At 65.9% G+C, this 25,247-nt stretch carries 24 protein-coding genes; 11 read left to right on the top strand and 13 right to left on the bottom strand.

Annotation, left to right across the window (positions count from 1 at the left end; translation table 11 throughout):
- Window positions 1–20: 20 nt before the first annotated feature.
- The 6 genes from CH289_RS25845 to CH289_RS25820 form a co-directional block, all read right to left on the bottom strand.
- Complete coding sequence (locus CH289_RS25845; RefSeq protein WP_094728840.1) at window positions 21–1,496, bottom strand: condensation domain-containing protein; 1,476 nt, start codon at window positions 1,494–1,496, stop codon at window positions 21–23.
- Window positions 1,497–1,578: 82 nt separating this feature from the next.
- Window positions 1,579–1,983, bottom strand: a complete 405-nt coding sequence (locus CH289_RS25840) for a SufE family protein (protein ID WP_094728838.1) — start codon at window positions 1,981–1,983, stop codon at window positions 1,579–1,581.
- A gap of 22 nt (window positions 1,984–2,005) precedes the next feature.
- Window positions 2,006–2,902, bottom strand: coding sequence for a sulfurtransferase (locus tag CH289_RS25835; RefSeq protein ID WP_020112140.1), 897 nt, complete (start codon window positions 2,900–2,902; stop codon window positions 2,006–2,008).
- A 74-nt stretch (window positions 2,903–2,976) separates the two neighbouring features.
- Window positions 2,977–4,371, bottom strand: coding sequence for a condensation domain-containing protein (locus tag CH289_RS25830; protein WP_094713782.1), 1,395 nt, complete (start codon window positions 4,369–4,371; stop codon window positions 2,977–2,979).
- 9 nt (window positions 4,372–4,380) lie between these two features.
- The gene (locus tag CH289_RS25825) at window positions 4,381–5,811 is read right to left on the bottom strand and encodes a condensation domain-containing protein (protein ID WP_020112138.1); all 1,431 of its coding nucleotides are present in this window, start codon (window positions 5,809–5,811) and stop codon (window positions 4,381–4,383) included.
- 17 nt (window positions 5,812–5,828) lie between these two features.
- Complete coding sequence (locus tag CH289_RS25820) at window positions 5,829–7,268, bottom strand: condensation domain-containing protein (protein ID WP_020665459.1); 1,440 nt, start codon at window positions 7,266–7,268, stop codon at window positions 5,829–5,831.
- A gap of 630 nt (window positions 7,269–7,898) precedes the next feature.
- On the opposite strand from CH289_RS25820, the gene CH289_RS25815 reads away from it, so the two are divergent.
- Complete coding sequence (locus CH289_RS25815) at window positions 7,899–9,203, top strand: hypothetical protein (protein ID WP_020112136.1); 1,305 nt, start codon at window positions 7,899–7,901, stop codon at window positions 9,201–9,203.
- Here the strand turns inward: CH289_RS25815 and CH289_RS25810 are convergent.
- Window positions 9,188–10,489 carry a glycosyltransferase gene (locus CH289_RS25810; protein WP_020112135.1) on the bottom strand — a complete coding sequence of 434 codons (1,302 nt, stop codon included), beginning with the start codon at window positions 10,487–10,489 and terminating at the stop codon, window positions 9,188–9,190. The two genes, CH289_RS25815 and CH289_RS25810, sit on opposite strands and share 16 nt — an antisense overlap.
- Window positions 10,490–10,632: 143 nt before the next feature.
- On the opposite strand from CH289_RS25810, the gene CH289_RS25805 reads away from it, so the two are divergent.
- Window positions 10,633–11,976 (top strand): condensation domain-containing protein, encoded by a 1,344-nt coding sequence (locus CH289_RS25805; RefSeq protein ID WP_020112134.1) that lies wholly within the window; start codon window positions 10,633–10,635, stop codon window positions 11,974–11,976.
- Between the two features lie 65 nt (window positions 11,977–12,041).
- Entirely contained in the window at window positions 12,042–12,488 is a 447-nt protein-coding gene (locus tag CH289_RS25800) for a flavodoxin domain-containing protein (protein WP_020112133.1), read from the top strand.
- On the opposite strand, the gene CH289_RS25795 is transcribed toward CH289_RS25800, so the two are convergent.
- Genes CH289_RS25795 through CH289_RS25785 form a run of 3 tightly spaced genes read right to left on the bottom strand, consistent with a single transcriptional unit; the run spans window position 12,474 to window position 15,116 of the window.
- The gene (locus CH289_RS25795; RefSeq protein ID WP_019666147.1) at window positions 12,474–13,121 is read right to left on the bottom strand and encodes a Maf family protein; all 648 of its coding nucleotides are present in this window, start codon (window positions 13,119–13,121) and stop codon (window positions 12,474–12,476) included. The two genes, CH289_RS25800 and CH289_RS25795, sit on opposite strands and share 15 nt — an antisense overlap.
- 28 nt (window positions 13,122–13,149) lie before the next feature.
- Window positions 13,150–13,437 (bottom strand): acyl-CoA carboxylase subunit epsilon, encoded by a 288-nt coding sequence (locus CH289_RS25790; protein WP_020112132.1) that lies wholly within the window; start codon window positions 13,435–13,437, stop codon window positions 13,150–13,152.
- Window positions 13,438–13,475: 38 nt separating this feature from the next.
- On the bottom strand, window positions 13,476–15,116 hold the full coding sequence (locus CH289_RS25785) for an acyl-CoA carboxylase subunit beta (protein WP_020112131.1): 1,641 nt from the start codon (window positions 15,114–15,116) through the stop codon (window positions 13,476–13,478).
- A 116-nt stretch (window positions 15,117–15,232) separates the two neighbouring features.
- Here CH289_RS25785 and CH289_RS25780 point away from each other — a divergent pair, with 116 nt between their 5' ends.
- The 4 genes from CH289_RS25780 to CH289_RS25765 all read left to right on the top strand — a co-directional run bounded on the left by CH289_RS25780 (window position 15,233) and on the right by CH289_RS25765 (window position 18,925).
- Window positions 15,233–16,066, top strand: a complete 834-nt coding sequence (locus CH289_RS25780) for a biotin--[acetyl-CoA-carboxylase] ligase (RefSeq protein ID WP_019666144.1) — start codon at window positions 15,233–15,235, stop codon at window positions 16,064–16,066.
- A gap of 86 nt (window positions 16,067–16,152) precedes the next feature.
- Window positions 16,153–16,803: a PH domain-containing protein gene (locus tag CH289_RS25775; protein WP_020112130.1), complete on the top strand. Its 651-nt coding sequence runs from the start codon at window positions 16,153–16,155 to the stop codon at window positions 16,801–16,803.
- Between the two features lie 91 nt (window positions 16,804–16,894).
- Window positions 16,895–17,575: a response regulator transcription factor gene (locus CH289_RS25770; protein WP_019666142.1), complete on the top strand. Its 681-nt coding sequence runs from the start codon at window positions 16,895–16,897 to the stop codon at window positions 17,573–17,575.
- A 27-nt stretch (window positions 17,576–17,602) separates the two neighbouring features.
- Entirely contained in the window at window positions 17,603–18,925 is a 1,323-nt protein-coding gene (locus CH289_RS25765; RefSeq protein ID WP_020112129.1) for a sensor histidine kinase, read from the top strand.
- 11 nt (window positions 18,926–18,936) lie between these two features.
- Here CH289_RS25765 and CH289_RS25760 read toward each other — a convergent pair whose 3' ends face one another.
- Window positions 18,937–19,500 carry a GtrA family protein gene (locus CH289_RS25760; RefSeq protein WP_019666140.1) on the bottom strand — a complete coding sequence of 188 codons (564 nt, stop codon included), beginning with the start codon at window positions 19,498–19,500 and terminating at the stop codon, window positions 18,937–18,939.
- A gap of 185 nt (window positions 19,501–19,685) precedes the next feature.
- On the opposite strand from CH289_RS25760, the gene CH289_RS25755 reads away from it, so the two are divergent.
- The 3 genes from CH289_RS25755 to CH289_RS25745 all read left to right on the top strand — a co-directional run bounded on the left by CH289_RS25755 (window position 19,686) and on the right by CH289_RS25745 (window position 21,771).
- On the top strand, window positions 19,686–20,885 hold the full coding sequence (locus CH289_RS25755; protein ID WP_230595742.1) for a 5-(carboxyamino)imidazole ribonucleotide synthase: 1,200 nt from the start codon (window positions 19,686–19,688) through the stop codon (window positions 20,883–20,885).
- The gene (gene purE / locus CH289_RS25750) at window positions 20,867–21,394 is read left to right on the top strand and encodes a 5-(carboxyamino)imidazole ribonucleotide mutase (protein WP_019666138.1); all 528 of its coding nucleotides are present in this window, start codon (window positions 20,867–20,869) and stop codon (window positions 21,392–21,394) included. Before CH289_RS25755 ends, purE begins: the two co-directional genes overlap by 19 nt.
- A 62-nt stretch (window positions 21,395–21,456) precedes the next feature.
- Window positions 21,457–21,771: a hypothetical protein gene (locus CH289_RS25745; RefSeq protein WP_019666137.1), complete on the top strand. Its 315-nt coding sequence runs from the start codon at window positions 21,457–21,459 to the stop codon at window positions 21,769–21,771.
- A 25-nt stretch (window positions 21,772–21,796) separates the two neighbouring features.
- Here the strand turns inward: CH289_RS25745 and CH289_RS25740 are convergent, their stop codons facing one another.
- Together CH289_RS25740 and CH289_RS25735 are read right to left on the bottom strand one after the other, a co-directional pair.
- Window positions 21,797–22,501, bottom strand: coding sequence for a TIGR03089 family protein (locus CH289_RS25740; protein ID WP_019666136.1), 705 nt, complete (start codon window positions 22,499–22,501; stop codon window positions 21,797–21,799).
- Between the two features lie 18 nt (window positions 22,502–22,519).
- The gene (locus CH289_RS25735) at window positions 22,520–23,980 is read right to left on the bottom strand and encodes an LCP family protein (protein ID WP_019666135.1); all 1,461 of its coding nucleotides are present in this window, start codon (window positions 23,978–23,980) and stop codon (window positions 22,520–22,522) included.
- 397 nt (window positions 23,981–24,377) lie between these two features.
- On the opposite strand from CH289_RS25735, the gene rfbD reads away from it, so the two are divergent.
- The gene (gene rfbD, locus CH289_RS25730) at window positions 24,378–25,238 is read left to right on the top strand and encodes a dTDP-4-dehydrorhamnose reductase (RefSeq protein WP_020112128.1); all 861 of its coding nucleotides are present in this window, start codon (window positions 24,378–24,380) and stop codon (window positions 25,236–25,238) included.
- The last annotated feature ends 9 nt before the right edge of the window (window positions 25,239–25,247 follow it).

Genomic DNA, 25,247 nt, shown 5'->3' with positions numbered 1-25,247 from the left:
CCCAAAAATCGAGTCACTACCTACTGATTGGTAGCAATCGGGCCGGTACTGGACGCGTCGAGGTTGCGCTCACGCCCTGCTCGACCGGAGAGGGCGTAACTCCCGGTATCGACCACCTCGTCGACGATCCGGCGAAGTGCGCCGACGTACTGGTGCACGTTCGACGTCGCTTCCTCGGTGTTGGGGTAGCGCGCGGAGATGTTGATCCCGCGAGGCGTCCGGTTGATCCAGATGTAGACGTCGTGGTCGTACTGCCTGCTGCGCAGCGCGCGGGCATTCCAGTCGTGCCAGTTCTCGGCCATGGGGGCGAAGCGCACGTCCATGAAAGAGACGACGAAACGCGGTTTCGCCGACGCGTCGAGCGCCCGGAAGACGCGATCCAGAGGTACCCGGGCCACAGGCTTCGTCGCCGTGACCTGCTCGGTCGCCTGAGCCACGATGGAGCCGAACGATTCCGCGTCGGCGATGTCGAAGGACAGCGGGCACAGCCCGACGAACCAGCCGAGCGAGGACACCCAATGTGGCTGGTCTCGGGTGTGGACCGGTGTGATGGTGCGAAACCGAGTGTCGCCGGAAAGTTCTGCGCCCGCGACAGCCAACGCCGCGAGCAGGCCGGAGAACAGCCTGTTGCCTGTCTTCCGGCACGCCACCGAGAAAGCGTCGGCTCGCTCCGCATCGAGAATCCACGCCGACAGGCCGCTCTGCGGTGCGTGCATGCCGCCCGGACGACCGATGTCCAGCGGGAACTCAGGCAACTCACCGTTGCCCTCGTCCAAGAAATGCTTCCACGCCAGGACGGCGTCGTGCGTGTTCTCCAGTTCCTCGTGCACCCGCCGCTCGGACACGCCGAAGTCGAGGTAGGAACCTGCCTCGAACAACCCCGCGGGCACCTGATCCTTGGCCTCCGCATACAGGGCGGAGATCTCGTGTGCGACGAGAACGGTGGACAGTCCGTCGATGATCGAGTGGTCCGCGGCGAAGAAGACAGTGACGCGATCCGAGGCTTCCTCGGCCAGCGGCTCGAGCGTCACGAAAGCGTAGGCGGGCCACGCCAGCGGTGACGTGAATTCGTCGAACAGGTACTGAAGGTGCTCGTAGACCTCACTGGACTGAACGCAGCGTTCCTGCTCCACCTGCCAGACGTCGATGGCGCCCTCGGCTGCGGTCACACGAGACAGTGCACCGGAATCCTCGTCGATCGACGCGTGCGAGCGCATCGATTCGTGACGGTCGATCCACGCGAGGACGGCCCGCCGGAACGCGGGCTTGTCCAGCGGGCCGTCGATCTCGAATGCTGCGCCCAGCCAGCTCTCCCGCCCTCGCCTGGGGCTGGCGAGGCTGGAGCGTAGATGCGCCTCGTGGACGTACGACGTGGGTCGGTTGTCGGGCTGCCACCCGGCCAGAACCGGAGTGGTGGCGTGCGGCCCGACGCTGGGAATCCACTCGGTGATGGTTCCAGCGGGAATGGCGTAGTCAGCCAGCTCGGTGAATTCCATGCGGCACTGACCATCTTTCCCGGTGACTTGAACAGACAAGCCGAGTGTACCGAGCCCGAAGTGTATCGATCAAGACGGCCGGTCACCTCAGATGTCGTTTGATGCGAGCCAACATCGCGGACATCCCGCGCAGCCGGAGCGGGCTCACCGCGTCGCCCAACCCGAGCGCCAGATAGAAGTCGTCCGGCACGTCCAGAATGTCCTGCGCACTGTGACCGTCGAGGCCCTGGTGAAGGATCGACGCGAAGCCGCGCGTCGTCGGTGCCTCCGGCGGCGCGCTGAAGTACAGCTGAACATGGTCTCGGTCGTCGGCGTCCACGGAGAGAAACAGTGGGGACTGGCACTCCGGAACGGGCTCCATCGCTGCTTGCTCGAGGTGAGCAGGCAGCTCGGGAAGCTCACGGCTGAACTCGAGCAGTAACTGAAGCTTGTCCTGGCCCCCGACCGCCGCGAAATCCTCGACGATCTCGGCCAGGGTGTCAGGCATGCCCTGAGAATCGGCCACGGCGCTACTTCTTCGCCGGTGCGTCGCCGGGCTCCTCGCCACGGGCGATCGGAACACGAACCGCGTTGCCCCACTCGGTCCACGAGCCGTCGTAGTTGCGGACCGATTCGTGCCCGAGCAGATGCGTCAGAACGAACCAGGTGTGGCTCGACCGCTCACCGATACGGCAGTACGCGATGACCTCGTCGTTCGCGACGACATCTCCGTAGATCTCGTCCAGTTCCGCGCGTGAGCGGAAACGGCCGTCCGCTGCCGCCGCCTTGGCCCACGGAATGCTCGTGGCGGTCGGGATGTGCCCGCCGCGCAATGCGCCCTCCTCCGGGTAGTCCGGCATGTGAGTGCGTTCGCCGGTGTACTCGGCAGGTGAACGAACGTCCACCAGCGGAACGGAACCGAGGGCCGACAGAACATCCGACGCATACGCCCGGATGGGGGCGTCGTTGCGTTCGACGACCGGGTAATCCGTGGCCGGGTACTCGGGAACGTCGAGCGTCGTCTCACGGATCTCCGCCAGCCACGCGTCGCGTCCACCGTCGAGCAGACGCACATCTTCGTGTCCGAAGAGCGTGAACACCCAGAGCGCGTACGCAGCCCACCAGTTGCTCTTGTCTCCGTAGATCACGATGGTGTCGTCGCGGGAGATGCCCTTCCGGCGCATCAACGCCGCGAACTGCTCGCCGTCGATGTAGTCGCGCGTCACGGGATCGTTCAGGTCCAGGTGCCAGTCGATCTTGACGGCGCCGGGAATGTGCCCCACGTCGTACAGCAACACATCCTCGTCGGACTCGACGACCTTGAGGCCGGGAGTTCCGAGATGTGCGGACAGCCATTGCGTGGACACCAGGCGATCCGGGTGCGCATAGTCGGCGAAGGCGGGGGTGGGATCTGCTGCTATGGGCACTTCTTCTTCGCTCCTACTGAGAATTCGAGAGGGAGATGAGCAGTTCGCCGGGTGACGAGCTGACTGCATCGATCCTATGCGCTCGGGCCGAGAAGCAAGAGGTCACTGGTGTTCACCGGGTCCGATGCCGCGGCACGGACGACCGACTGCAGTGCTCGGACGAAACGCTCGATCACCATGTGCGCCTGCGTCGTGTCCGGAAAACGTGAACGCAGCGCAAGCCCGTCCTGGGTCCGCGACACCCAGAACTGAGCGTCGTCGGCAGTGGTGACGTTGCTGATGTGGTGCGCGTTGCGGCCGGTGGCGTCGGCTCCGGGCAGGCGCCGGTAGTCGACGTAGGAGATCATGAAGACGTCGCCGCGCCCGCGCGTGAGGGTGTCGCCCACGGCTTCGAGGACGCGGGGTATCGGCACGGTCCCGAGCGCGAGTGCGTCCCGAAAGGACGACTGTGCCGAGGCGAGTGTGCCCGCGAACGTCTCGAACACCTCGACGCTCATCGGAGCGTTGGTGGTGAACCATCCGATCGCCTGCTCGTACCGGGCTTCGCGACGGGTGTGCAGTGGAAAGAGCAGCGGGAGAGTGCTCGGGCCACCGATGTCCGCCGACGCCTGCGCCATCGCTGCGGCGACCGCGGCGAAACTACCGCCGCCCAGATCTCGGTAGGCCTGTTCGAACGCGGCGGCCTCGGCGGCGTCGGCAAGGCGGTGCACGGTCGTGGCCTGAGGTGCGCGAGTACCGGACGGCACGCCGAGGTCGAAAGGAAATTCGGGTGTCCGGTTCCCGCAGCTCGCGAAGAAATTCGCCCACGCCTGCAGGCGAGGGTCCGTGAGATCGACCACGGGAGCGGCGATCTCGGTAGCGCAGAAGTCGACGAAACTCCCGACCTCGGGAAGGGCCGCCGCGTCCTGCACGCGGTGTGCCGCGTAGAGATGCGAGATCTCCTCGGCCGCGACCGTCATCGAGACCGCATCGACGTGAGCATGATCGAAACCGCACACCACGGTCGAACGGCTCGTACGGCTCACCGCCGCGAGCGAATACGACGGAATGCGGGCGGGGTGGCAGAGGACGTCGAACCGCGCGCGAATGTGCGCGGTGAGCGCTGCGGATCCGTCGACGATCACCGACGTCGGTGTCATGACGTCGACCTCGTCCGGCTCGTACACGCGCCGAGCGACGACGCCGTCTCGCGCGGCGAACGAGGTCCGCAGAGCCGGGTGGCGGCGCACGAACGTACCGAAAGCAGAAGTGAGAGCATCGATGTCGATCGGTCCGTCGACGTCGAAGGCGACCGCGATCCATACCGATGCCGTGTCAGTGCCACTGCCGACCGCAGGCTCGAGTGCGGACGACAGATGGAAGCTCTGATTGAACGACGGCGGAACGGACGACGCAGTACCTGCGCGCATCACGACCGGCCACTCCAGGTACTGCCCCGGTGCGGTGTGGAAGTCGGCTATCGAGGTCACTCGCACCGGTCAACCACCGACGACTTCGGCCACCCGTATCGCGTAGTCGCCGTCACGGGCAACCGATTCCAGGATGCTCTGCAGGTGCGAGTGATAGCGCTCGACCGACTCGGCGGCAACCGGATTGTCGGGTACCTGCGCGCACAAGTAGAGGTGGTCTGCGTCGCGGTTGATCCACATCGACGCGTTGGACGTCCTGCCTTCGCCGGTGAAATGCTCACCCCGAGTATCAGCAGGACGGCCGACACCGGGGAACCATCGAAAATCGATGTAGGACAGCATGTTCGGACTCACGGCCAATTCGCTGCCCAATGTTCCGTCGGCAGCAAGCGCGCCGAGGACGGCATGAACGGGTACCGCTGCGATCTTCTTCGAAGCCTCGAATCCGGCGTGAGCCCTGACGGCGACCTCGGAGAAGGCGTCGGCGTCCCCGACGGTGAACGCGACCGGCGCGAAGTTCACGAACCAGCCCTGCGATTGCGCGTAGTCACCGACGTGTCGGGTGCTGAGCACCGTGATACCGAAGTAGTCGGTGCGGCCGGCCAGTTCGAAATCGGCAATGCCGACGGCTGCGAACACGCCGCTGCTGATGCGGGCACCCGCAGCCTTGCACGCCCGGTCGAGCGCAGCGGTGGCGTCGGCGTCGAGCAGATGGCGTTCGACGATCCGCACCGGTCCGCGTTCGCCTTCCTCGAGGCCGAGGGTAAGAGGGAACCGCGGCATTTTCCCGTCGTTGTTTCGAAAGATGCTTCTCCACGCCGCGATCTCGGGGGCGTCGGGGCCGTACGTCGCCGCGAGCGCACGCTCTGCAGTCGCGTACTCGAGGTGGCTGCCCGCTGCCGCAGGTACGGGAGCGTCCTCGCCGATCTCCAGGGCGTACAGATCGGCGAGTTCGCTGATGACGAGCGCCTGTGAACCACCGTCGGTGAACGCGTGATCCGCACCGTAGTAGAGCGTGAAACCGTCGGAGCGATCGACGGCACCGACGACGAATCCCGGCCACTCGAACGCCGTGGCTTCGGCGGAGAAACGGGCACGGACGTAACTCTGGAACTGCTCGTCGGTGTCGAAGCTGCCTGCATCGCTCGGTTCGAACTCGGCGACCGCGTTCGAGGCGAGGTGTCGCACGACGTGCGTACCGTTCACCTCGAACCAGCACCGCAATCCCTCGTGCCGGAGCACGTACGCAGCGATCGCCCGGGAGAGGGCATCCCGATCGAGTGCCCCGTCGATCTCGGTCGCGACACCGGTGTAGGCGTGGTGAACGTCACCGCGAGCGGACGCTGCTGCAGCCGCGACCAGATGGTCTTCCTGCAGAAACGACGGCGGGGCCGAGTGCACCGGGGCTGCCAGCGCAGCGTCCGACGCCGCCCGACTGGGGTGCCACTCCACGAGCGTGCCCGGTCGAGGTGTCCAGTTGCTCAGCGCGGTGATGATCATCGATGCTCCTCCCGGATCTATTCTCGCCCAGCTCCGACGGCAGCGACTGCAGAATCGAGGGTTTCCGTCGGTTCCTCGATCACAGCGGTCACCACGGAGACGAACTCGGTGATGAACCTGTGCACGTTGGTCGTCGACACGTCCGAGCTGGGGAATCGAGCCGAGATGTTCAGGCCTTGCAGGGTGCGGTTGATCCAGAAGTAGACCTCGTCCTCCGCGTGGCACTCGCTGCGCAGTGCGCGGCCCTTCCGTTCCTGCCATTCCTCACCGTCCGGAAGGAACCTCAGGTCGATGTACGAGACGACGAAGCGAGGAATCTCGGTGGAGGACATCAGGGATGCGATCTTCGAGTACGGCATTGCGGCGAGCCCCTTGTACTCGGTTGCCCCGATGTTGGCCCGATCGATTGCCTCGGCGAAGGTCGTTGCATCGTCCAGCCGGATTTCCATCGGCAGAATCCCGACGTACCAGCCGACGCTCGCAGCCCACTTCTCCGCGTAGCGAGTGTGCATGGGCATGATCGTCCGAAACGTGCCGTTGCCCGTCAATCGCGAGTTGACGAGAGCGAGTGCCGCCAGGATTCCCGCCTGCATGTTCTGGCCGGCGGCTCGGCACTTGGCGTTGAACGCCTCGACCTGCTCGGTGGTCAACAACCAGGAGGACACGCTGCTCTGACGAGTGGCGAGATCGGTCGGCGCCGACGAGTTCTCCGCGCGCAACGGGAGCGGAAACGCCGGGAACCGGCCGTCCTCGGCAGCCAGGAAGCGGTCCCAGGCCAGTACCGCGTCGTGGTCGGCGGTCAGCGATTCACCCAACGCACGTTCGGCTGCGGAGAAGTCCACGTAACTGCCCACCTCGGGGAGTCCGTGCTCGGCACCGTCCAGAACATGTGCGTACAGGCGGTCGAACTCGTTGATCGCGTAGATCTGGCTGTACGCGTCCATCACCGAGTGGTCGGCAGCGAACGCGACGAGGAACTTGTCCTGCTGCGGGACGGATGCGGCCACGTGCGGCTCGGGGACGACGGTCGCCAGAACGAAGTGCGGCCACGTCGTCGGTGAGACGACGTCGGCGAACCAGGATTCGAGATGTTCGAAGACCTGCGACTCGCTCCACGACGACGACTCGGCCCGGTCGTCGACCGTGACGGCGTCGGCGTCGACCGTGTAGCGCCTCCAGGCACCGGTTCGGTCGTCGCGCTCGACGCGTGTGCGGAACGCCTCGTGCCGTGCGATGTAGGCACCGATGGTCCGGCGCATGACCTCGACGTCGTAACGACGATGGATCTCGAAGACGGTACCGATCCACGAACCGTCGTTGCCTCGGCTGCAGTGGTCCTCGTGAGTGAAGGAGATCCCCCGCGGATCCTCGCGCCACGCCTCGGAGGCGACGGCGGGGACCCACTCGGTCAGCTTGCCTGCGGGCAGCGGGTAGTCCGCCAATTCGGTGTATTCCATCGAAAGCATCCAATTCCGAGCTCGGCCAGCAGCTACTGGCAACATGGGTGACGATTCGTGAAGCCGGACTCGACAGTCACAGCGCACGCGCATGACGTGACACCGTGCTTGCCGTTTGTAACGCGCATTCCGTGGTTCTCGCGGATTGTGCATTCGGTATTGGTTTCGCTGACGACACTAAGGCGAATCGTCCGGTAATTCGCTACGCAAAAAAGTGTTGTTCATCACCTGGTCTCGAGTTGACGACGGTGTCTGTTTCTGTCGTCCGAGAGCGTCTCGCCTGGGTGCATTCTGATGGTCGTTCGTAACCCGTTGTTCGGCAATGCAGTTCGACCGACCGCGTCGGCGTGGGCGTCGACTGCCGTCGCGTGATGCGGAGACGTCGGCCTCGCGATTTCAAGACTTTCGGGTCGGTATTGTTATGGCGTGCACCACATATTCGAAACGAACCAATCCGTACGAAGTTCTGTTTCGAATTCGTGAATTCCAATTCTCGACGCTGTTTTCGGTGCTATTCGATCGTCGTCGAACCTGCTCGGCCAATGGCTTTGTAGTAGATTTTCGCAGATGACCCGAATTGGATTTGCGGATCACCTATTCCTCCGAATGCACCATGGAATCGGTAATCCTGTGTTCAATCAGTTCGTGTGGCGGTTCGACGGCCCCGTAGCAGTCGCCGAGCTCGCAAAACTGCACGCGAACCTGTCCGCGGGGCTGCTCTCACGGCGGGTACTACCGCCGATCGTTCCGACGGCCAGGCACCGATGGGTCACCTCGAACGCGTCGCTACCGCTGGACTACTCCACCAACTCGGTCCCGACGGATGCGGTTCGCTGCTGGGCGGAACAGCGAATCTCCGCCGACATCGACCCGGAAGCGGGAACCGGATGGCTGCTGTCCGCAGCTCCGGTCGCAGACGGCGGCACGGTCGTGTCACTGGTCTGCTCGCACATGGTTGCCGACGGCGCGGCGATGGTCGCCGCCGTCGAGCGCGCATTTACCGGTGTGTCGGTGGGAGACTCCGCTCGTCTGGGCGAGAAGCCGTCGCTGGTCGATTCGGTCGCGTCCGACATCGCGGACACCGTGGGCCAGCTCCGGCCGATCGCGACGTGGCTCGCGGGGAAATCCGCGCAGGCTGTTACCTCCGTCGTCCGACCGGCGGCAGACGTGGCACCGTCATCGTCGGAAGCCTCGATCGCGCCCGACGGACCGAGTCGAACCGACGTTCCCGAGACGTCGGAGCCGTGGAGTCCGCCCTATGTCGTGGTCAGCTGCTCGGCATCCGAGTGGGCGTCGGCGGCCGCAGAGTGGGGTGGTACGTCCAACACTCTGTTCATCGCCGTCATGACGTCGGTGTCCGCTGCGCTGGGCCGCGCACGCCCGGGAGAAGAACTGCGGTGGTCGCTTCCCTACAACGATCGGGGCTCGACGGACATCGAGTCGAACTCCACGAAGATCATCGCTGTGCGAGTGCCCGTACCGGATCCTGCCGACCGTGATCTCACTCGTATACGAAAAGCGAGCAAAACCGCATTCCAGGAATTCTCGGCGCGACAGGCTTCGGGCGCGTCCACCCAGGCGGTCCCGTTGAACCTCGTCCAGATGTTGCCCGATGCGGTGGCGAGACGGCTGCCCGTCCCCGCGGACGGCGCCGAGGGGCTGTGTTCCAACCTCGGTCGGCTATCCGAGGACTTCGTCTCCATCGGCGGAGTTCGCGCCACGAGAGTGGCTGCCAGAGCCACGTTCTCGGGAGCGGACGCGGATTTCGCGCGACAGCTCGGCGGTGGCTCCACGGCATGGGCGACCGAGACCGACGCTGCGGTCACGATCAGTATGCACGGGATGGATCCGGACCGGATGGCAAGCGACGAGGACGTTCGAGCAGTCGTGTCGGAGGTTCTCGACCGGTGGGGGATCGGTCACGAATTCTGGTGAACCGCGCCTTCGATCAAGCGCACGGCGGCGCGACGGGTGTCGGCCGGAGATGTCATGGCAGCAGCCAACTGTCGTGCACGTGACGCGGTGTCGGGGCGCATCAACGTCTCGATGCCTGCGGCGAGAATGTCCCGGTCGAGTTCGACGAACTTCGCCGAGCATCCAGCGCCGGTTCTCTCGAGAGCGGCACCCCAGAACGGTTGATCCGCGCTGAACCAGCACACCATGGTGGGTAATCCCGCCCGGACGCTTGCCGCAGTCGTGCCCGCGCCGCCGTGGTGAACTGCCGCGCGACACAACGGGAACAAGGCGCCGTGGTCGACGGAGCCGACGACGGCAACGCTGCTGTCGGCATCGATACGTTCGTCGAGTGTGCTCCAACCCGAGCTCACGACCGCGCGATATCCGCCGCGCGCGCAGACGTCCTCGATCATGCTCACCAACCCCGTCGGATCCTTGACCGGCATGCTGCCGAATCCGAAGTACACCGGCGCAGTCCCGGATTCGATCCAGGATCGGAGCGGTGACCCCAGGATCGAACCGGAATCGAGAACTCCGGTGCTGCCCGAGGATTCGCCTCCGTCCGGCTCGAGGAACCCGACGAACGGTCTCCTGTCCGCCCATTCCTGCCGAAGACCGGGGAAGAACGCGGAGTCGTAGGCCTGGATCTCGATCCCGCCGTACGACGCGATACGTTCAGGGAGGGGGCGCGACGCGTTCTCCAGTCCGAGGGCGCGGCGCTGAGCATTCTCCCGCTTCTTCATCGAGCTCCACCGCATGGACTCGAGGATCCGCCACGTCGCCCGGTTGACGACACCCGGCATCGTACGCGACGGCACGACCGACATCGACCGATTCGAGCGGATGGGGCAGTAATGCAAGGCTGCGAACGGAATCGATTGTGATTCAGCGTAATTGAAGACCAGCTCCTGGCCGAGGGTGCCGGCGATCGCCATGTCCGCGTGCGCACCCATCGACAGCACGCTCTCGGCCATGTCGTCCCAGCCGAAGTTGGCCAGTTCCGCCAACGCGGCCCACCGCGTTCGAAGATTCTTCGACTTGATTCGGGTACGCACCAGATCCGATTCCAGAAGCGCTCGGGTATCCGGACCGAACGGCACCACGGACACGGACGTACGGCCTGCCGTTGCTGCCTCGGCGAACGCGACGAGGTTTGGAGGTGCGCCGAACGTGACTTCGTGCCCACGAGCGGACAACTCGGACGCCAGGACCAGGCCCGGTTGGACATCCCCACGGCTGCCTGTGAACGGCATCACGAACTTCATTTCCGCCCTCCTCGGCCGCGTCGTCGCACGCAGAACTGAAACCTACCGCACGGGTGGGGAACGTCGCGTAACACGCACGGGCGCAATGGTGTTTCGAACCACGCGGGTGTTTCGAACCACGCGTTCTCCGATACCCTTTCCCGGTGACCAGATTGACGTACGACGACGACCTGTTCCTCCGGATGGAGTGCGTCCTCGACGTTCCTGTCGTCAATCAGATCGTCTGGCGCTTCACGGGTCCGATCGACTCCGAGGTGCTGGACTCGACGTGGCGGAACCTCGCAGGCGGGCCGATCGATCGAGCCGTGCACCGAGTGTCGGTTCCGGGTGCACGGGACAGATGGGTGCGAGCCGCGTCGACCCTGCCCCTACTCCGTGGTGCGCGAGCCATTGCCGTGCACGCGCTGGCCGAGTGGATGGAAGAGCGCGCGGCGGTCCCTCTCGACCCCACGAACGGACCGGTGTGGCAACTCGCGTACACGGACCTCGAGACCGGAGGGTCCGCGCTGTCTCTCGTCGCCTCCCATGTAGTCGGTGACGGTGGAGCGCTGACGTCTGCAGCCATAGCAGCGCTGCGAGGACCCTCGGATCCCGACGACTTCGCCTCGGCATTCGACACCGCACCCACCTCCGACCTTCGCGATGCTGCCGGGCAACTCCGCGCCGCGGCGTCCGGCACCGCCAGAGCGCTCGGCCGAACGGTGCGCGGCGTGCTTCCGGGTGCAGGCACCCCGTCCGCTTCTAAGGCGGTCACGCACGCTGCGGCGCACAAGTCACCCGTGGCGGCACAGACAGCGGGGGAGTTCTCGCCCAGCACTGTCGTCGTGGATTGCCCGACGGACGAATGGGTGGCCGCAGCGTCGAGGGCCGGGGGTAGTGCCAACAGCCTCTTGGTGGCCGTCGCGCTGGGCATTCTGGCGGCCGGTGGCCGCGTGGACGAGTCGGATGCAGTCAAGGTGTCCCTTCCGGTGAGCACGCGCATTCCGGGCGACACCCGTGCCAACGCGACGTCGGGTGTATCGATCGTTGTGGACGGAGGCAGGGGCTACCTCGACGATCTCCGGCCCATTCGTCAGGACAGCAAGGCGGCGTTCCGAGCGCTCGCCGACACCACCCGGTCCACCACGTTCGAGCTGACGAAACCGCTGATGCAGATGTTGCCCGACGCCGTCGTCGCGCGCGCCGCCAAGTCGGCAACCGCACCGCTGTGCCTCTGCTCCAACCTGGGTGCACGCGGAAGCGCTCTGCGTTCGGTGGGTGGATCTGTGGCCGAGTCGGTCGCGATGCGCTCGATCACGCAGAACACCACGGCGGAGTTGCTGCGGCGTACCAAGGGCGGCGTGAGTGTCTGGTGGAACACGTGTGGCGAGACGGCGACGCTCTGTGTGACCGGCCTGGACCCGGACCTCTACCCCAGCCGGGAACATCTGAAAAACTTGATCGCCGACGAGTACACCAGGTGGCAGCTGACGCCCACTTTCTGGTGAGGCTATGCTTATCCACCGATTCCGCACCTTTTCGGTGCAGCGCTACGGACGAAGGGGAAGTGAACATGGCAGTAGTCGTGTTGTTCGGTTCGGAGACCGGTACCGCCGAGGAAGTGGCAGACAAGATTGCCGACATCCTGGTGGACCACGACGCCGAGGTACGCGACATGCTCGAGTACGAGGTCTCGGAGATCGACACCGACGCCTTCCACGTCATCATCTGCTCCACCTACGGTGACGGAGAGCTGCCCACGGGAGCCGAGCCCTTCTACGACGCACTCGTCGAGGACGCACCGGATCTGTCCGGGCTCAAGTTCGCGCTGTTCGGCCTCGGCGACCGCATCTACGAGGACACGTTCAACCGTGGCGGCGAGATCATCGCGGAGAAGCTCGTCGAACTCGGTGCGGTGCAGGTCCACGAGCATGCTCGCCACGACAGCTCGTCCAACATCAAGCCGAAAGCTCTGGCCGAGGAGTGGGCTCGCGAGCTCACCGGACTACTGCCGGGCTGACCACACATCGGACATCGTCACGCCGACCTCGTTCAGCAACCGCCGAACGAGGGGCAAGCCGATGCCGATGACGCTGGACGGGTCACCCTCGATGCGGTCGACGAACCACCCACCGAGACCGTCCAGCGTGAAGGATCCCGCGACCTCCAGCGGTTCCCCGGACGCGAGATACGCCTCCAGGTCGGCCTCCGAGGGCGTCGCGAAGTGAACAGTCGTCGAATGGCACGCACCGACCACTGCCGTCGCCTTACCGTGATGGACGCGAACGACCGAGTGGCCGGTGAGGAGCTCACCCGACGTCCCGGCCATGGCCTGCCACCGTCGACGTGCGACATCCACGGTGTGGGGTTTGCCCTGCAGCTCCCCGCCGATCGACAGCATCGAATCGCAGCCGACAACCACGGCGTCGATCGAGGGGGCATCGGTTCCCTCACCGCTCAGGCTGTTCACGACGGCCTCGGCCTTGGCTCGTGCCAGCGCCACGACGACATCCTCGGGCGACGCCGATTCACCGAGTGATGCCGTCAACGCATCCTCGTCGACGCCGGACACCCGAACGATGGGGTCGACGCCCGCCGCGCGGAGAACCCCCAGCCGAGCTGGGGACGCCGAAGCGAGAACGAAGGTCGTCATGGTGTGTCCACGTCCCGAGGCACGTGCCTCAGTAGCGGCGCGACGCAGCGAACGAGTACGGCGAGAACGGCGCGTGCGTGCGGTGCATGGTGACGGGAGATCCCCACAACTCTGCAGGACGCGTGTCCGCGGGTGCCGACCCCGAGCTCTGCGCGGCTGTCAGAACCGCAACCAGTGCGGCGATCTCCTCGTCGGAGGGATCACCCTTGACGATACGGATCGCCGACGCCGCTGCGGCGGTGTCGGCGCCCAGTTCTGCGGACTCGATCAGCTCGTCGGCGACGGTCAGATCTGTTTCACGTGCGGGTGCACTCATCTGTGCAAGCTCACTTCCGGTGGTCTTCGTAAGACGTGTCAGAGCGGGATGTTTCCGTGCTTCTTGGGAGGCAGGGTGACTTGTTTGCGTTCGAGCAGGCGCAGGGCGGAGACGATCTGTCCGCGGGTGTGGCTGGGGGGGATGACGGCGTCGAGGTATCCACGCTCGGCGGCGACGTAGGGGTTGACGAGGGTGTCTTCGTATTCCTGCTGCAGCTTCAAGCGCAGTGCGTCGACGTCTTCACCGTTCTTGGCGGCTTCGAGGAGTTGTTTGCGGTAGACGAATCCGACGGCGCCGGAGGCGCCCATGACGGCGATCTGCGCGGTCGGCCACGCGAGGTTGACGTCGGCGCCCATGTGCTTGGAGCCCATGACGTCGTAGGCGCCGCCGTAGGCTTTGCGGGTGATGACGGTGATCTTCCCGACCGTCGCTTCACCGTAGGCGTAGAGCAGTTTCGCGCCGCGGCGGATGATTCCGTTGAACTCCTGTCCGGTACCGGGCAGGAATCCGGGGACGTCGACGAGGGTGATGATGGGGACGTTGAACGCATCGCAGGTGCGGACGAATCGTGCGGCTTTTTCGGAGGCGTCGATGTCGAGGGTGCCGGCGAACTGGGTTGGTTGGTTGGCGACGATGCCCACCGAGCGGCCGTCGATGCGTCCGTAGCCGATGATGATGTTGCGGGCGCGGCCTTCCTGGACTTCGAGGAATTCGTCGTCGTCGAGGATGCGGCGGATGACCTCGTGCATGTCGTAGGGGGTGTTCGGTGAATCCGGGATCAACGTGTCGAGTTCGAGGTCCTCGTCGGTGAGGTTGTCTTCGATGGCGCCGTCGATCGGATCGCTGGGGATCGCGCGTGGTGCTTCGGCGCGGTTGTTGGACGGCAGGTAGCCGAGGAGGTCCCGGACGTAGTCGAGGGCGTCTTGTTCGCCGGAGGCGACGTAGTGGGCGACGCCGGATTTTTCCATGTGGGTGTGGGCGCCGCCGAGTTCTTCCATGGTGACGTTTTCGCCGGTGACGGTTTTGATGACGTCGGGTCCGGTGACGAACATCTGGGAGGTGCCGTCGACCATGACGACGAAGTCGGTCAGGGCGGGGGAGTAGACGTGTCCGCCTGCGGCGGGTCCCATGATCAGGGAGATCTGGGGGATGACGCCGGAGGCTTGGACGTTGCGGTGGAAGATTTCGCCGTAGAGGCCGAGGGAGACGACGCCTTCTTGGATGCGGGCGCCTGCGCCTTCGTTGATGCCGATGAGGGGGCGTCCGGTTTTGAGGGCGAGGTCCATGACTTTGACGATTTTCTCGCCGTAGATTTCACCGAGGGAGCCGCCGAAGACGGTGGCGTCCTGGGAGAAGATGCAGACTTCGCGTCCGTCGATGGTGCCGTAGCCGGTGACGACGCCGTCGCCGTAGGGGCGGTTGTCGGCGAGGCCGAAGTTCTGGGAGCGGTGGCGGGCGAGGGCGTCCATCTCCACGAAAGAGCCCTCGTCGAGCAGTGCGGTGATGCGTTCGCGGGCGGTGAGCTTGCCTTTGGCGTGCACCTTCTCGATTGCGGCGGCGCCTGACGGTGCCATCGCTGCCTCACGGCGGCTACGGAGGTCGGCGAGCTTGCCTGCCGTTGTATGAATATCGGGCTTGGCGTCCGTACCCTGCGCAGTCGAATCCTGAACACTGGTCATGAGGAAACACTTTAACCACGGGTGTGACCGGAGCCCTACCGAGGGCCACGTACCGGTTGGTAGCCCGAGCCGACGTCACCGGCCGTCGGACCGACGAGCCCATATGCTCTTGAGTCATGTGGACCAACCTCGATCGCCCCCCGCTCGACACCGCCGCTCTCCGACGGGCACTCGTCGACGGGCCACAAGCCTCCTGGTCCAGGCTCGATGTGGTCGAGCAGACCGGTTCGACAAACGCCGACCTCATTGCCAATGTGCACGGCCTCGCCGACCGGACTGCCCTCGTCGCCGAACAACAGGACAGCGGACGCGGACGACACTCGCGGCCGTTCGTGGGTCCACCGAGATCACAACTTCTGTTCTCGGTTCTCGTCAAGTTTCCAGGCATCGATCCGGCAGTTCTCGGATGGCTTCCGCTGCTCGCCGGTGTGGCCGTGGTCGATTCGCTCCGCACGGTCGCGGCCGTGGACGCGGCACTGAAGTGGCCGAACGACGTACTCATCGAGGGCCGCAAGGTCGCGGGCATCCTCGCCGAGGTGGCCGAGCACGGCCCCAACCCCTCCGTCGTCGTCGGAATCGGCCTCAATGTCACCATGACGGAAAGCGAACTGCCGGTCCCGACGGCAACGTCGCTTGCGCTCGAGAACGCCGCCGTCGTCGACCGCAGCACACTGCTGCGGTCGATACTCCGAGCGATAGGCGCGGAGATCGACTCCTGGCGTAACTCCAACTGGAACACCGAACACCTGGCCCACCGCTACCGCGAGCGGTGCGACACCATCGGCCGCCGGGTGCGCGTCGAGCTGCCGGGAGACCGCACGATGATCGGCGAGGCGACCGACGTCGACGATCAGGGCCGGATCGTCGTCCGCACCGACGACGCCGACACCGGAACCGTCGCGGTCGCTGCCGGCGACGTCACCCACCTACGAGCTGTCGACACCGACTGACCTCTCGAACGGCTTCCGATCGGCCACCGTTCGGCAGCGCGGTCGTGGCAGGATCACGGCGGAACCGGAGAAGGAGAGCGATCCGCATGGGCTATCCGCAGGATGCGTTGGCAGACGAAGAAGAGCTGCTACTGCATCACCACCCTCACTGGAAGATGCTCGTCCTTCCGGCGGCGACTTTCATCGTCGTCACCGCCCTGGCCGGATTCGGGATCGGAGTCGCCTCCGCTCGATTGGACGGCACTGCGTCGACGACCGCGGTCATCGTCGTCGCCGTGGTGTGGGCAGCCCTGGTCGCGTGGCGCTGCATCGCACCGTTGATCAGCTGGAAATGCACGCACTTCATCGTCACCGACCGCCGCGTGCTCATCCGACAGGGTGTCATCACGCACTCGGGGATCGACATCCCGATGAGCCGCATCAGCAACGTCCAGTTCCGGCACGGACTGGTCGACCGGATGCTCGGCACGGGCACGCTCATCATCGCGTCGGCGTCCGACGATCCGCTCGAGTTCGACGACATCCCACGGGTGCAGCGGGTGCACTCGCTGCTCTACCAACAGGTGTTCGACTCCCTGGAATTTCGGCGGTCCGGGGAATTTCGGCGGTCCGGGGAGTATCGGCCGGGGGAATACCGCAGTTCCGGCGACATCGACGGAGACGAGCTCGGCCACGAGGTGGACGGGCCGTCACCGGACGGTGCCAGGCCTGGTTGGCGGGCCGGTCGGCGTCGATGACGGTGCCCGCGCGACGGTAGCGGTTCCGTGGAGCGCGGGTGTGCGCGGGTAAATACATCATTCTCACAGTTTCCGGCCGTACGCTCACCGAGTGACCGATGTGCTCCTTGCCGAAGACGACGAAGCTATTGCCGCGCCACTGTCCCGCGCCCTCGGCCGCGAGGGGTACACGGTGACGGTCGAACAGACAGGCCCCGCTGCACTGCAGCGTGCTCTCGACGGCAACTACGACCTCCTGATTCTGGACCTCGGCCTTCCCGGGATGGACGGTCTCGAGGTCTGCCGGCAGGTACGGGCCAACAGCTCGGATCTGGCGGTGCTGATGCTCACCGCACGCACCGACGAGGTGGATTTCGTCGTCGGGCTCGACGCGGGCGCCGACGACTACGTCGGCAAGCCGTTCCGGTTGGCGGAGCTCATGGCGCGGGTACGTGCGCTGCTGCGCCGACGAGGAACCGGCGAGGACGGACCGATCGAGGTAGGCGACATCAGGCTCGAGCCTGCTGCTCGGCGCGTGCTCGTCGGTGGCAACGAGATCTCGCTCGCCAACAAGGAATACGAGCTGCTGAAGGTGCTCCTCGAGCATGCAGGCCAGGTCGTTCCCCGCGAAACCATTCTGCGCGAGGTGTGGGGTGACGCCGAACTGCGCGGTTCGAAGACACTCGACATGCACATGTCGTGGCTGCGCCGCAAGATCGGTGACGAGGGTTCGGTCGCCGAGCGTCGCATCGCGACGGTGCGCGGAGTCGGGTTCCGGATCAACAGCGACTAGTCGTAACGAAGCCGAGCAGCCGACACCATGCGTCGTCGCATACTCCAATCCATTCTGGCCGTGGTCATTCTCACGGCGCTCCTGCTCGGCCTTCCGCTGATGTACACCGCGTGGCTGTGGGTCGAGGACTTCACTCGCGACGACCTTCAGCGTCGACTCGATCGAATGGCGTCGGAGATCCTCTCCCAGGAGGGTGAAGCGGGAATGGTGATCGGCGACCTCGACATCGGGTCGCTGCGGCTGGCCATTCCGCAGTCCGGGCGCCTCGTCGTGGTGTTCCCGACCCCGCAGGATGCCGCGTCGCGGGTCGACATCGGCGAACCCTTCGTCTCACGTCCGCTGGTCGAGTCCTTGTCGATGGGGACGTCGGGCTCACTACGGCTCGAGGTGCCGTCCGACGACATGCGAACACTGCAGCGGCAGGCGGTAGGAGCCGTCGGGCTGGTGGTGCTGGCCTCGATCCTCGCGGGCACGGCCATCGCGGTCCTCACCGCGAAACGGCTCGCCGACCCACTGCAGGACGTGGCGCGGCGAGCCGCGCGACTCGCGGAGGGTGATTTCAGACCGGATCCCACCCGTCACGGAATCGCCGAACTCGACCGGGTGTCCGAGGTGCTCGACTCCGCGACGGTGGAGATCTCCGGACGCCTGCAGCGTGAACACTCCCTCGTGGCCGACGTGTCGCATCAGCTGCGAAGCAGGCTCACCGCCGTCCGCCTGCGCCTCGACGAATTGTCGGTCCACCCGGACCCGGACGTCGTGCAAGAGGCGGACGAGGCGATGGCTCAGGTGGACCGACTGACACTGGCGATCGACGAATTGGTCCGGTCGTCGCGTAGTGACGGTTCGGCCGGAGCCGAAGAAGTTCCCGTGATCGCCGAGCTGACGGGTCTCGTCGCCGAATGGCAGCGCAATTTCGACGACGCCGGACGCGAGCTGGTTCTGCGAGGCGACGCGGGGGTGACGGCGTCGGTGACCGGATCGCGGCTGCGAGAAGCGGTGTCCGTGCTGGTCGACAACGCCCTGTCGCACGGCGGCGGTACGTGCACGGTGGCTGTTCGCCTCGTGCCCGCGGTGGACACCGCCGAGCGGCGACGGGAAGCTCTCGCCTGTGTGGAGGTGTCCGACGAGGGGGACGGCGTCAGCAACGACATGGCGCCGCACATCTTCGACCGAGGATTCTCCGGTGCGGGATCCACCGGCGTCGGGCTCGCGCTCGCTCGGGCATTGGTGGAGGCCGACGGTGGTCGACTGGAACTGCAGCGTCGACGCCCCGCGATGTTCTCGGTGTTCCTGCCGGCCTCGCGGGATCAAAGCATGGGAGCGCCCCGCACTCGAGAGCCCCGGTAGCCGGCGGGACGTCAGCTGTGGCCGAGTTGTTCCTCGGCGGCTTCTTCCTCGGTGGGGTCGTAATCGGTGGATCCAGCGGCTGCTCCGCGCGCGTTCTCTTCCGGGAAGGCGAACTTGCGCAGCGCCCAGAATCGGAACGCCATCTGCATCAGGTTGCCGATGATGTAGTTCAGCACGAAGTCGACGATCACCAGCATGGTGAGGCTCGTGTGGCCTTCACGGATGTCGAACAGGTTGTTCGCGATGAACAGAGGCGCCGCGGCAAGAATCACGCCGATGCCACTGATCGTGAAGAACAGGAGCGCCTCATGGTGCCGTTCGCGCCCGCCTCGGTTCTTGAACGCCCACTCACGGTTGAGGATGTAGCTCAAGATCGTCGCCATCACACCGGAGATGACCTTGGCGACCACCGGCTTGGGTTCGAGCACCGTGAGGCTGAGCGAGTAGAAGATGGCGAGGTCGAACACCATCGTCGTGCCGCCGACGATTGCAAATTTGATCAGTTCGCTGTGACGAATCGCCAGCTCCCGAATTGGACCGGGGAGGCGGTGAATCACACTGTCGATCGAGGGCACAACGGAGAAGTCTACGAAACGACACCTCGATTTCACGAACCGGCGCGCAGATCATCAGACTTCTCTCAGGCCAACGACGGTCGAATCCTCCTCACATGACACGATAGGAAGCCGTGACCGGTCCACATTTCCCCTCCGACGCGGCGAACCCGCGTCCCAGTACTCCGCGTCCGTCCACCAACGGAATGCCTGTCGTGGCGATGATCGGTGGCGGCCAGCTCGCGAGGATGACCCACCAGGCAGCCGTTGCTCTCGGACAGACGCTTCGAGTGCTGTCCGCCGGTGCCGACGAGCCCGCTGCACAGGTCAGTGCGGACGTGGTGCTCGGACACCACGACGACCTCGACGCGCTGAGGGCCGCTGCAACGGGTTCGAACGCGGTGACGTTCGATCACGAGCACGTGCCCACCGAGCACTTGGAGACTCTCGTCGCCGAGGGGGTGAACGTGCAGCCACCGCCGTCGGCGTTGATCTACGCGCAGGACAAGCTGAAGATGCGCCGCAAGCTCGCTGATCTCGGTATCCCGAGCCCCGAGTTCGCGGAAGTGACCTGGGCCGGCGACGTTACCAAGTTCGGCGAAGAACACGGCTGGCCGGTCGTGGTCAAGGCAATTCGGGGTGGATACGACGGTCGAGGCGTGTGGATGCCCGCCGACGCCGAGGAAGCCGAGGAGATCGTCGGTCGACAGCTCGATCTCGGTGTGCCCCTGATGGTCGAGACCAAGGTCGATCTGCGCCGCGAGCTGTCCGCGATGGTCGGGCGCTCGCCGTTCGGCCAGGGTGCGTCGTGGCCCGTCGTCGAGACGGTTCAGCGACACGGACAGTGCGCCGTGGTGATCGCGCCCGCGCCAGGTCTCGACGAGGACACGGCCATCGACGCCGAGCGCATGGCTCTCGGCCTGGCCGCAGAGTTGGGCGTCGTCGGATCCATGGCGGTGGAACTCTTCGAGACGACGGACGGACGGATCCTCGTCAACGAGCTCGCGATGCGTCCGCACAACTCCGGGCACTGGACCATGGACGGCTGCCGGACCTCGCAGTTCGAGCAGCATCTGCGAGCCGTTCTCGACTATCCGCTCGGCGACACGTCCCCCGTGGCGCCGGTGACGGTGATGGCGAACATCCTCGGCGCACCCGAGGCGCCCACGATGAGCATGGACGAGCGGCTGCACCACCTCTTCGCTCGGATGCCCGACGCCAAGGTGCACCTGTACGGCAAAGGCGAACGCAAGGATCGCAAGATCGGCCACGTCAACGTGCTCGGCGCGGCGGGCGGACGCGCCGACGACGCAGCCTACGTGGCCGCGATCAGAGAAAAAGCAGAGCGTGCCGCACATTGGATGTCGCACGCGGAATGGACCGACGGATGGGATCCGCACGCATGAGCGACAACTCGACGGGCCCTCAGGTCGGCCTGATCATGGGAAGCGACTCGGACTGGCCGACGATGGAAGCCGCGGCGGAAGCCCTCGCAGAATTCGGTGTCCGCTTCGAGGTCGGCGTCATCTCCGCGCATCGCACTCCGCAACGCATGATCGACTACGCGAACACTGCCGCCGAACGCGGACTGAAGGTCATCATCGCGGGAGCCGGGGGAGCTGCTCACCTTCCCGGCATGGTGGCGTCGGCGACGCCGTTGCCGGTCGTGGGCGTTCCGGTGCCGCTGAAGTATCTCGACGGAATGGACTCGTTGCTGTCCATCGTGCAGATGCCTGCAGGTGTTCCGGTGGCGACGGTGTCCATCGGCGGCGCGCGTAACGCAGGCCTGCTCGCCGTACGCATCCTCGGCGCATCCGACGCTGCTCTCCGTGAGCGGATGGCCTCGTTCCAGGCCGGGCTCGAGCGGATGGTCGAGGACAAGGACGCGGCACTGCGCGCCAAGCTGCTGGGATAGTGCGGCTCTCGCTCCGGGCGCGCGTACGCCGAGCCTCACGCGGTCGGCGCCAGGTCGTCGTCGTGACCTGGCTGGCGCTTGCGTACGCGGGCCTGTGGCGAGCGAGAGTCGAGTTCGACGAACCGAGTGCACTGTTCGTCGCGTCCGGGATGCGGTACGGCTTCGGGCGCGGCGGGACGACGATCGGCGGTGTCTACCTGACGAACTCCAACGTGTCTCGTCGGGTATTGCGTCACGAGGCCGTCCACGCCGATCAGTGGGCGCGATACGGCATCGCCTTCGCGGCGCGTTATCTCGTCGAAGAGATCCGTCGACCGGGCGCGAAGAACAGATACGAGATCGAGGCAGGCCTGGCCGACGGCGGCTATCGCACCTGACGACCGGAGTCAAAAGGAAAGCCAGCTAGAGGGTCTTGGTGACCTTCTCCGTCGCGACGCGGCGTTCGGTCTTCGAGTCGTCGGGCGAGCTCACCTGAACCAGGGATGCGCCGGCGGCGAGCACCGAGAGCAGCCCGTCGATCAATTCGTCGGCCGTGGTCCACGGCAACGAGGACAGCACGCGGTCTCCCACCGCGATCGAATGCGCCTCGGCGCGGGCACGTGCGGCGCCGAGCACCTCGTCGACCGAACGACCGTCCAGAGCGCCCGATTGTCCCGACGGCCGAAACTGATCCCCGTGCACACGGACCGACGTCGCGTAATCGGTCACACCCACCGGTAGATCCGGGACCGGTCTACCGAAGGCGTCGAGCGACAGTGCCACGACCTCGGGCACGTCGCCTGCATCGTCGATGCGTCCGCCGTGTACCAGTGCGACCTCCACGTCGGGGTCCGCGCTCAGGGTGACGTCCGCGCCTGCCCACCACGCCCCGAGGAGCACTGCCGCCGTCTGCCAATGAGCGGGAAGCAGTACCGACACTCGTGTCCCCGGTTCCACACCCAGCTCGTCGCGGAGAAAGTTCGCAGTCTTCGCAGCCCAGTTGGCCAGCGTCACACCGGAGACCTCGACCCGCTCGCCGGTGGCGTCGTCGTAATACGTCACGCGCGGGCCGGCTGGGTCGGTTGTCAGGATGGGGTCCAGAAGTTCCTGCGTCAGAGTCGAAGCCACGCAGGGAACACTACCGCCTCAGTTGACGCACGCGGGGCCGGTGGAACCGGCGTCGATGGGGGGAGCGGGCGACTCGCCTGCCGAGCTGCCCGCAGTTTCGGAGGCAGCGGATGCGCTCGTCGCGGCCGGGGCGCCTGCCGTACCCGGTCCGGAGTAGTCGGACGCGAGGACCACGCGCACGGTGCCACTCGCCAACGAATCGTCGCCTGCCACGCTGACACCGCCGAGCGCGGCAGCGACGGCTCTCGCTTCGTCGCTCTCGGGATCGGCGGCCTGAACCGTGGTGGTGGACACCGTCGTTCCCTCGTAGTTGCCGACGGTGCCGCCGACGTACCCGAGCTCGCTCAACGTGGAGGCAACCCCGCCGGCCAGTCCGTCGATGCCGCTGTCGTTCGCGACATCGACCGTCACCGAGGACGGATCGACCTGCGGCGCATCGGTTGTCGGGGCATCGCTCTCGTCCTCCGACGAGCCGTCCAGAAGGCCCTCGACGTACCTCTTCACTGCGGCGGGATCCACCTCGACGATGGACTCGCCGTAATCGGTCACCCCGTTGATGTCGACCGCGGGAATCGTCTCGAACTTCACCTGGCCGCCTGCGAGATCCTGCAGGCGAGTTGCGAATTGCAGTATGTCCCAATCGGAGTCGAGCACCACCGACCGTTGTACCGCCGCGCTCAACTGGTTCAGTTTGCCGGGATTGCTCAGTGTCTGTGCACTCAGCACACTGCGCACGAGCGACGCCATGAACACTTGCTGCCGCACGATGCGATCCAGATCACCGCGCGGCAGATCGTGGCGCTGCCGCACGAAGCTGAGTGCGTCGGCACCGGACAAGGTCTGCTCGCCGGCAGGGAAATTCGCACCGGACAGGGGCTCGTCGACCGGAGCGTTGAGGCACACACCGACCCCGCCGACCGCGTCGGTGAGGAGAACGAAACCGAGCAGACCGACCTCGGCGTAGTGGTCGACGGTGATGCCTGTCAGATCGGCCACCGACGTGATGAGCGCCTCGCGGCCCGCCTCGGTGGACTGGGACTCGGCGTCGGCGTCGGACACGCCGCTCTCGACGAGTTCGAGGCGCTTGTTCTCCTTGGTGGCGCCGTACGCGGCGTTGATCTTCGACATCCCGATGCCGGGCACCTGAACATAGGAGTCGCGGGGAATCGAGATCGCCGTCGCCGACGACCCGTCGTTGGGAACGCGGATCAACACGATGGTGTCGGTGTTCGACGCCACCTCCTCGCCCGCGCGCAGTGAATCGAGTTCCGCCTGCGACAGTGCGTTTCCGTGCGCATCGGTGCGACTGTCGGTGCCCACCATCAGGATGTCCACGGCGCCGTCGGCTCCGCCGCCGAGGCCGAGCGCGCCTGCCGTCGCGATGTTGGAACGAAGGCCGTCGATGCTTCGCCACGCGAAACCGGTGACCACCAACACCATCACGGCCAGTGCCGCGACGAAGATCTGTGGTGCTCGCATCGTCTTCGCGGATCGCGCGGCAGGGGTCGACGGGTCCCGATGTGCCGGGCCGGGTCGACGGCGGTCCGTACGCTCCGTCGCGGGCCGGCCGGTCCGGCGCGGTTCGTCCTCACGGCGACGACGAGGAATCTCGCTCCTGCTCCGGTCGGCTCGTGACCTGCGGGACCCGGCCCGAGAATCACTCCGGGGCTCCCGGCGGGCACGGGACTCGTCGGAGCGACGGCGATACTCGTCGCGGCCGGGGCGTGGGAAGTCCCCTGGCTCGTCCGACTGACCTGGCACCTGAGCGGTTCCTTCCGTTGTACGACCTTGTTCGACGATCCTGGTTCGGATCCAGGCTACTTGTGAAATCTCACTGCCTCGCTCAAGCACGGACGGCGTGCCACACTTTCCGACTGTGACGAACATTCTTGTGACCGGCGCCGGGGGGCAACTCGGACGACAGATTCTGAAACGAGCCGAGCTGGCAGGGGTACAGGTGACGGGCGTCACCAGCGCCGAACTCGACATCACCGACAGGGACGCGGTCGGGGCTGCCGTGACCGCGGGGTCGATCGTGATCAATTGCGCCGCGTACACCGCCGTCGACGCAGCCGAGACGGACGAGGACCGCGCACTCTCGGTCAACGCCGTCGGACCTGCGAACCTGGCTCAGGCGTGTGCCGAGGCCGGGGCGCGGCTGGTGCACGTGTCGACCGACTACGTCTTCGACGGCACCTCCGACGTCCCGTACCGGCCTGGTGACCCCACTGCACCGCGCAGTGCGTACGGGCGCACGAAACTCGCGGGCGAGCACGCCGTTCTCGACGCGCTTCCGACGGCGACCGTCGTCAGGACCGCGTGGGTGTACACGGGCGTCGGTTCGAACTTCGTGTCCACGATGCGCAGGCTCGAACGCGAACGAGACACCGTGCGTGTCGTCGACGACCAGGTGGGGTCGCCCACCTACTCGTGGGATCTGGCGGGTGGACTGCTGGAACTCGCCGCCGCGGACTCGCCGATGCCCCCGATCCTCAACCTGACGAACGCAGGCACCGCCAGCTGGTTCGAGCTCGCCCGCGCGGTGTTCGCCGGAGTCGGAGCCGATCCGGAGCGGGTGGAGCCGTGCTCGAGTGCGGAGTTCGTCCGGCCCGCACCTCGGCCCTCGTACTCGGTCCTCTCACCCGATGCGTGGAGCGAGTCCGGTCTGACGCCGCTGCGGGACTGGCGTGACGCACTCGCCGATGCCTTGGACGTCGCGGTGCACGTGGACCGATAGGGTTGCCCG

Origin of the sequence: Rhodococcus sp. RS1C4 (assembly GCF_002258225.1) — a bacterium.
Lineage (GTDB): Bacteria > Actinomycetota > Actinomycetes > Mycobacteriales > Mycobacteriaceae > Rhodococcoides > Rhodococcoides fascians_E.
The sequence above is the reverse complement of the archived record's forward strand: the minus strand, read 5'-3'. Positions and strand labels throughout refer to the sequence as shown.

What these genes read in the sequence shown, in the direction of transcription:
- CH289_RS25795 (WP_019666147.1), bottom strand. Translation starts at nt 13,121, where the DNA reads ATGACGACCTTCGTTCTCGCTTCGGCGTCCCCAGCTCGGCTGGGGGTT.
- CH289_RS25845 (WP_094728840.1), bottom strand. Translation starts at nt 1,496, where the DNA reads ATGGAATTCACCGAGCTGGCTGACTACGCCATTCCCGCTGGAACCATC.
- CH289_RS25840 (WP_094728838.1), bottom strand. Translation starts at nt 1,983, where the DNA reads ATGCCTGACACCCTGGCCGAGATCGTCGAGGATTTCGCGGCGGTCGGG.
- purE (WP_019666138.1), top strand. Translation starts at nt 20,867, where the DNA reads ATGGGATCCGCACGCATGAGCGACAACTCGACGGGCCCTCAGGTCGGC.
- CH289_RS25790 (WP_020112132.1), bottom strand. Translation starts at nt 13,437, where the DNA reads ATGAGTGCACCCGCACGTGAAACAGATCTGACCGTCGCCGACGAGCTG.
- CH289_RS25775 (WP_020112130.1), top strand. Translation starts at nt 16,153, where the DNA reads ATGGGCTATCCGCAGGATGCGTTGGCAGACGAAGAAGAGCTGCTACTG.
- CH289_RS25780 (WP_019666144.1), top strand. Translation starts at nt 15,233, where the DNA reads ATGTGGACCAACCTCGATCGCCCCCCGCTCGACACCGCCGCTCTCCGA.
- CH289_RS25810 (WP_020112135.1), bottom strand. Translation starts at nt 10,489, where the DNA reads ATGAAGTTCGTGATGCCGTTCACAGGCAGCCGTGGGGATGTCCAACCG.
- CH289_RS25755 (WP_230595742.1), top strand. Translation starts at nt 19,686, where the DNA reads ATGCCTGTCGTGGCGATGATCGGTGGCGGCCAGCTCGCGAGGATGACC.
- CH289_RS25825 (WP_020112138.1), bottom strand. Translation starts at nt 5,811, where the DNA reads ATGATCATCACCGCGCTGAGCAACTGGACACCTCGACCGGGCACGCTC.
- CH289_RS25820 (WP_020665459.1), bottom strand. Translation starts at nt 7,268, where the DNA reads ATGGAATACACCGAATTGGCGGACTACCCGCTGCCCGCAGGCAAGCTG.
- CH289_RS25800 (WP_020112133.1), top strand. Translation starts at nt 12,042, where the DNA reads ATGGCAGTAGTCGTGTTGTTCGGTTCGGAGACCGGTACCGCCGAGGAA.
- CH289_RS25785 (WP_020112131.1), bottom strand. Translation starts at nt 15,116, where the DNA reads ATGACCAGTGTTCAGGATTCGACTGCGCAGGGTACGGACGCCAAGCCC.
- CH289_RS25735 (WP_019666135.1), bottom strand. Translation starts at nt 23,980, where the DNA reads ATGCGAGCACCACAGATCTTCGTCGCGGCACTGGCCGTGATGGTGTTG.
- CH289_RS25765 (WP_020112129.1), top strand. Translation starts at nt 17,603, where the DNA reads ATGCGTCGTCGCATACTCCAATCCATTCTGGCCGTGGTCATTCTCACG.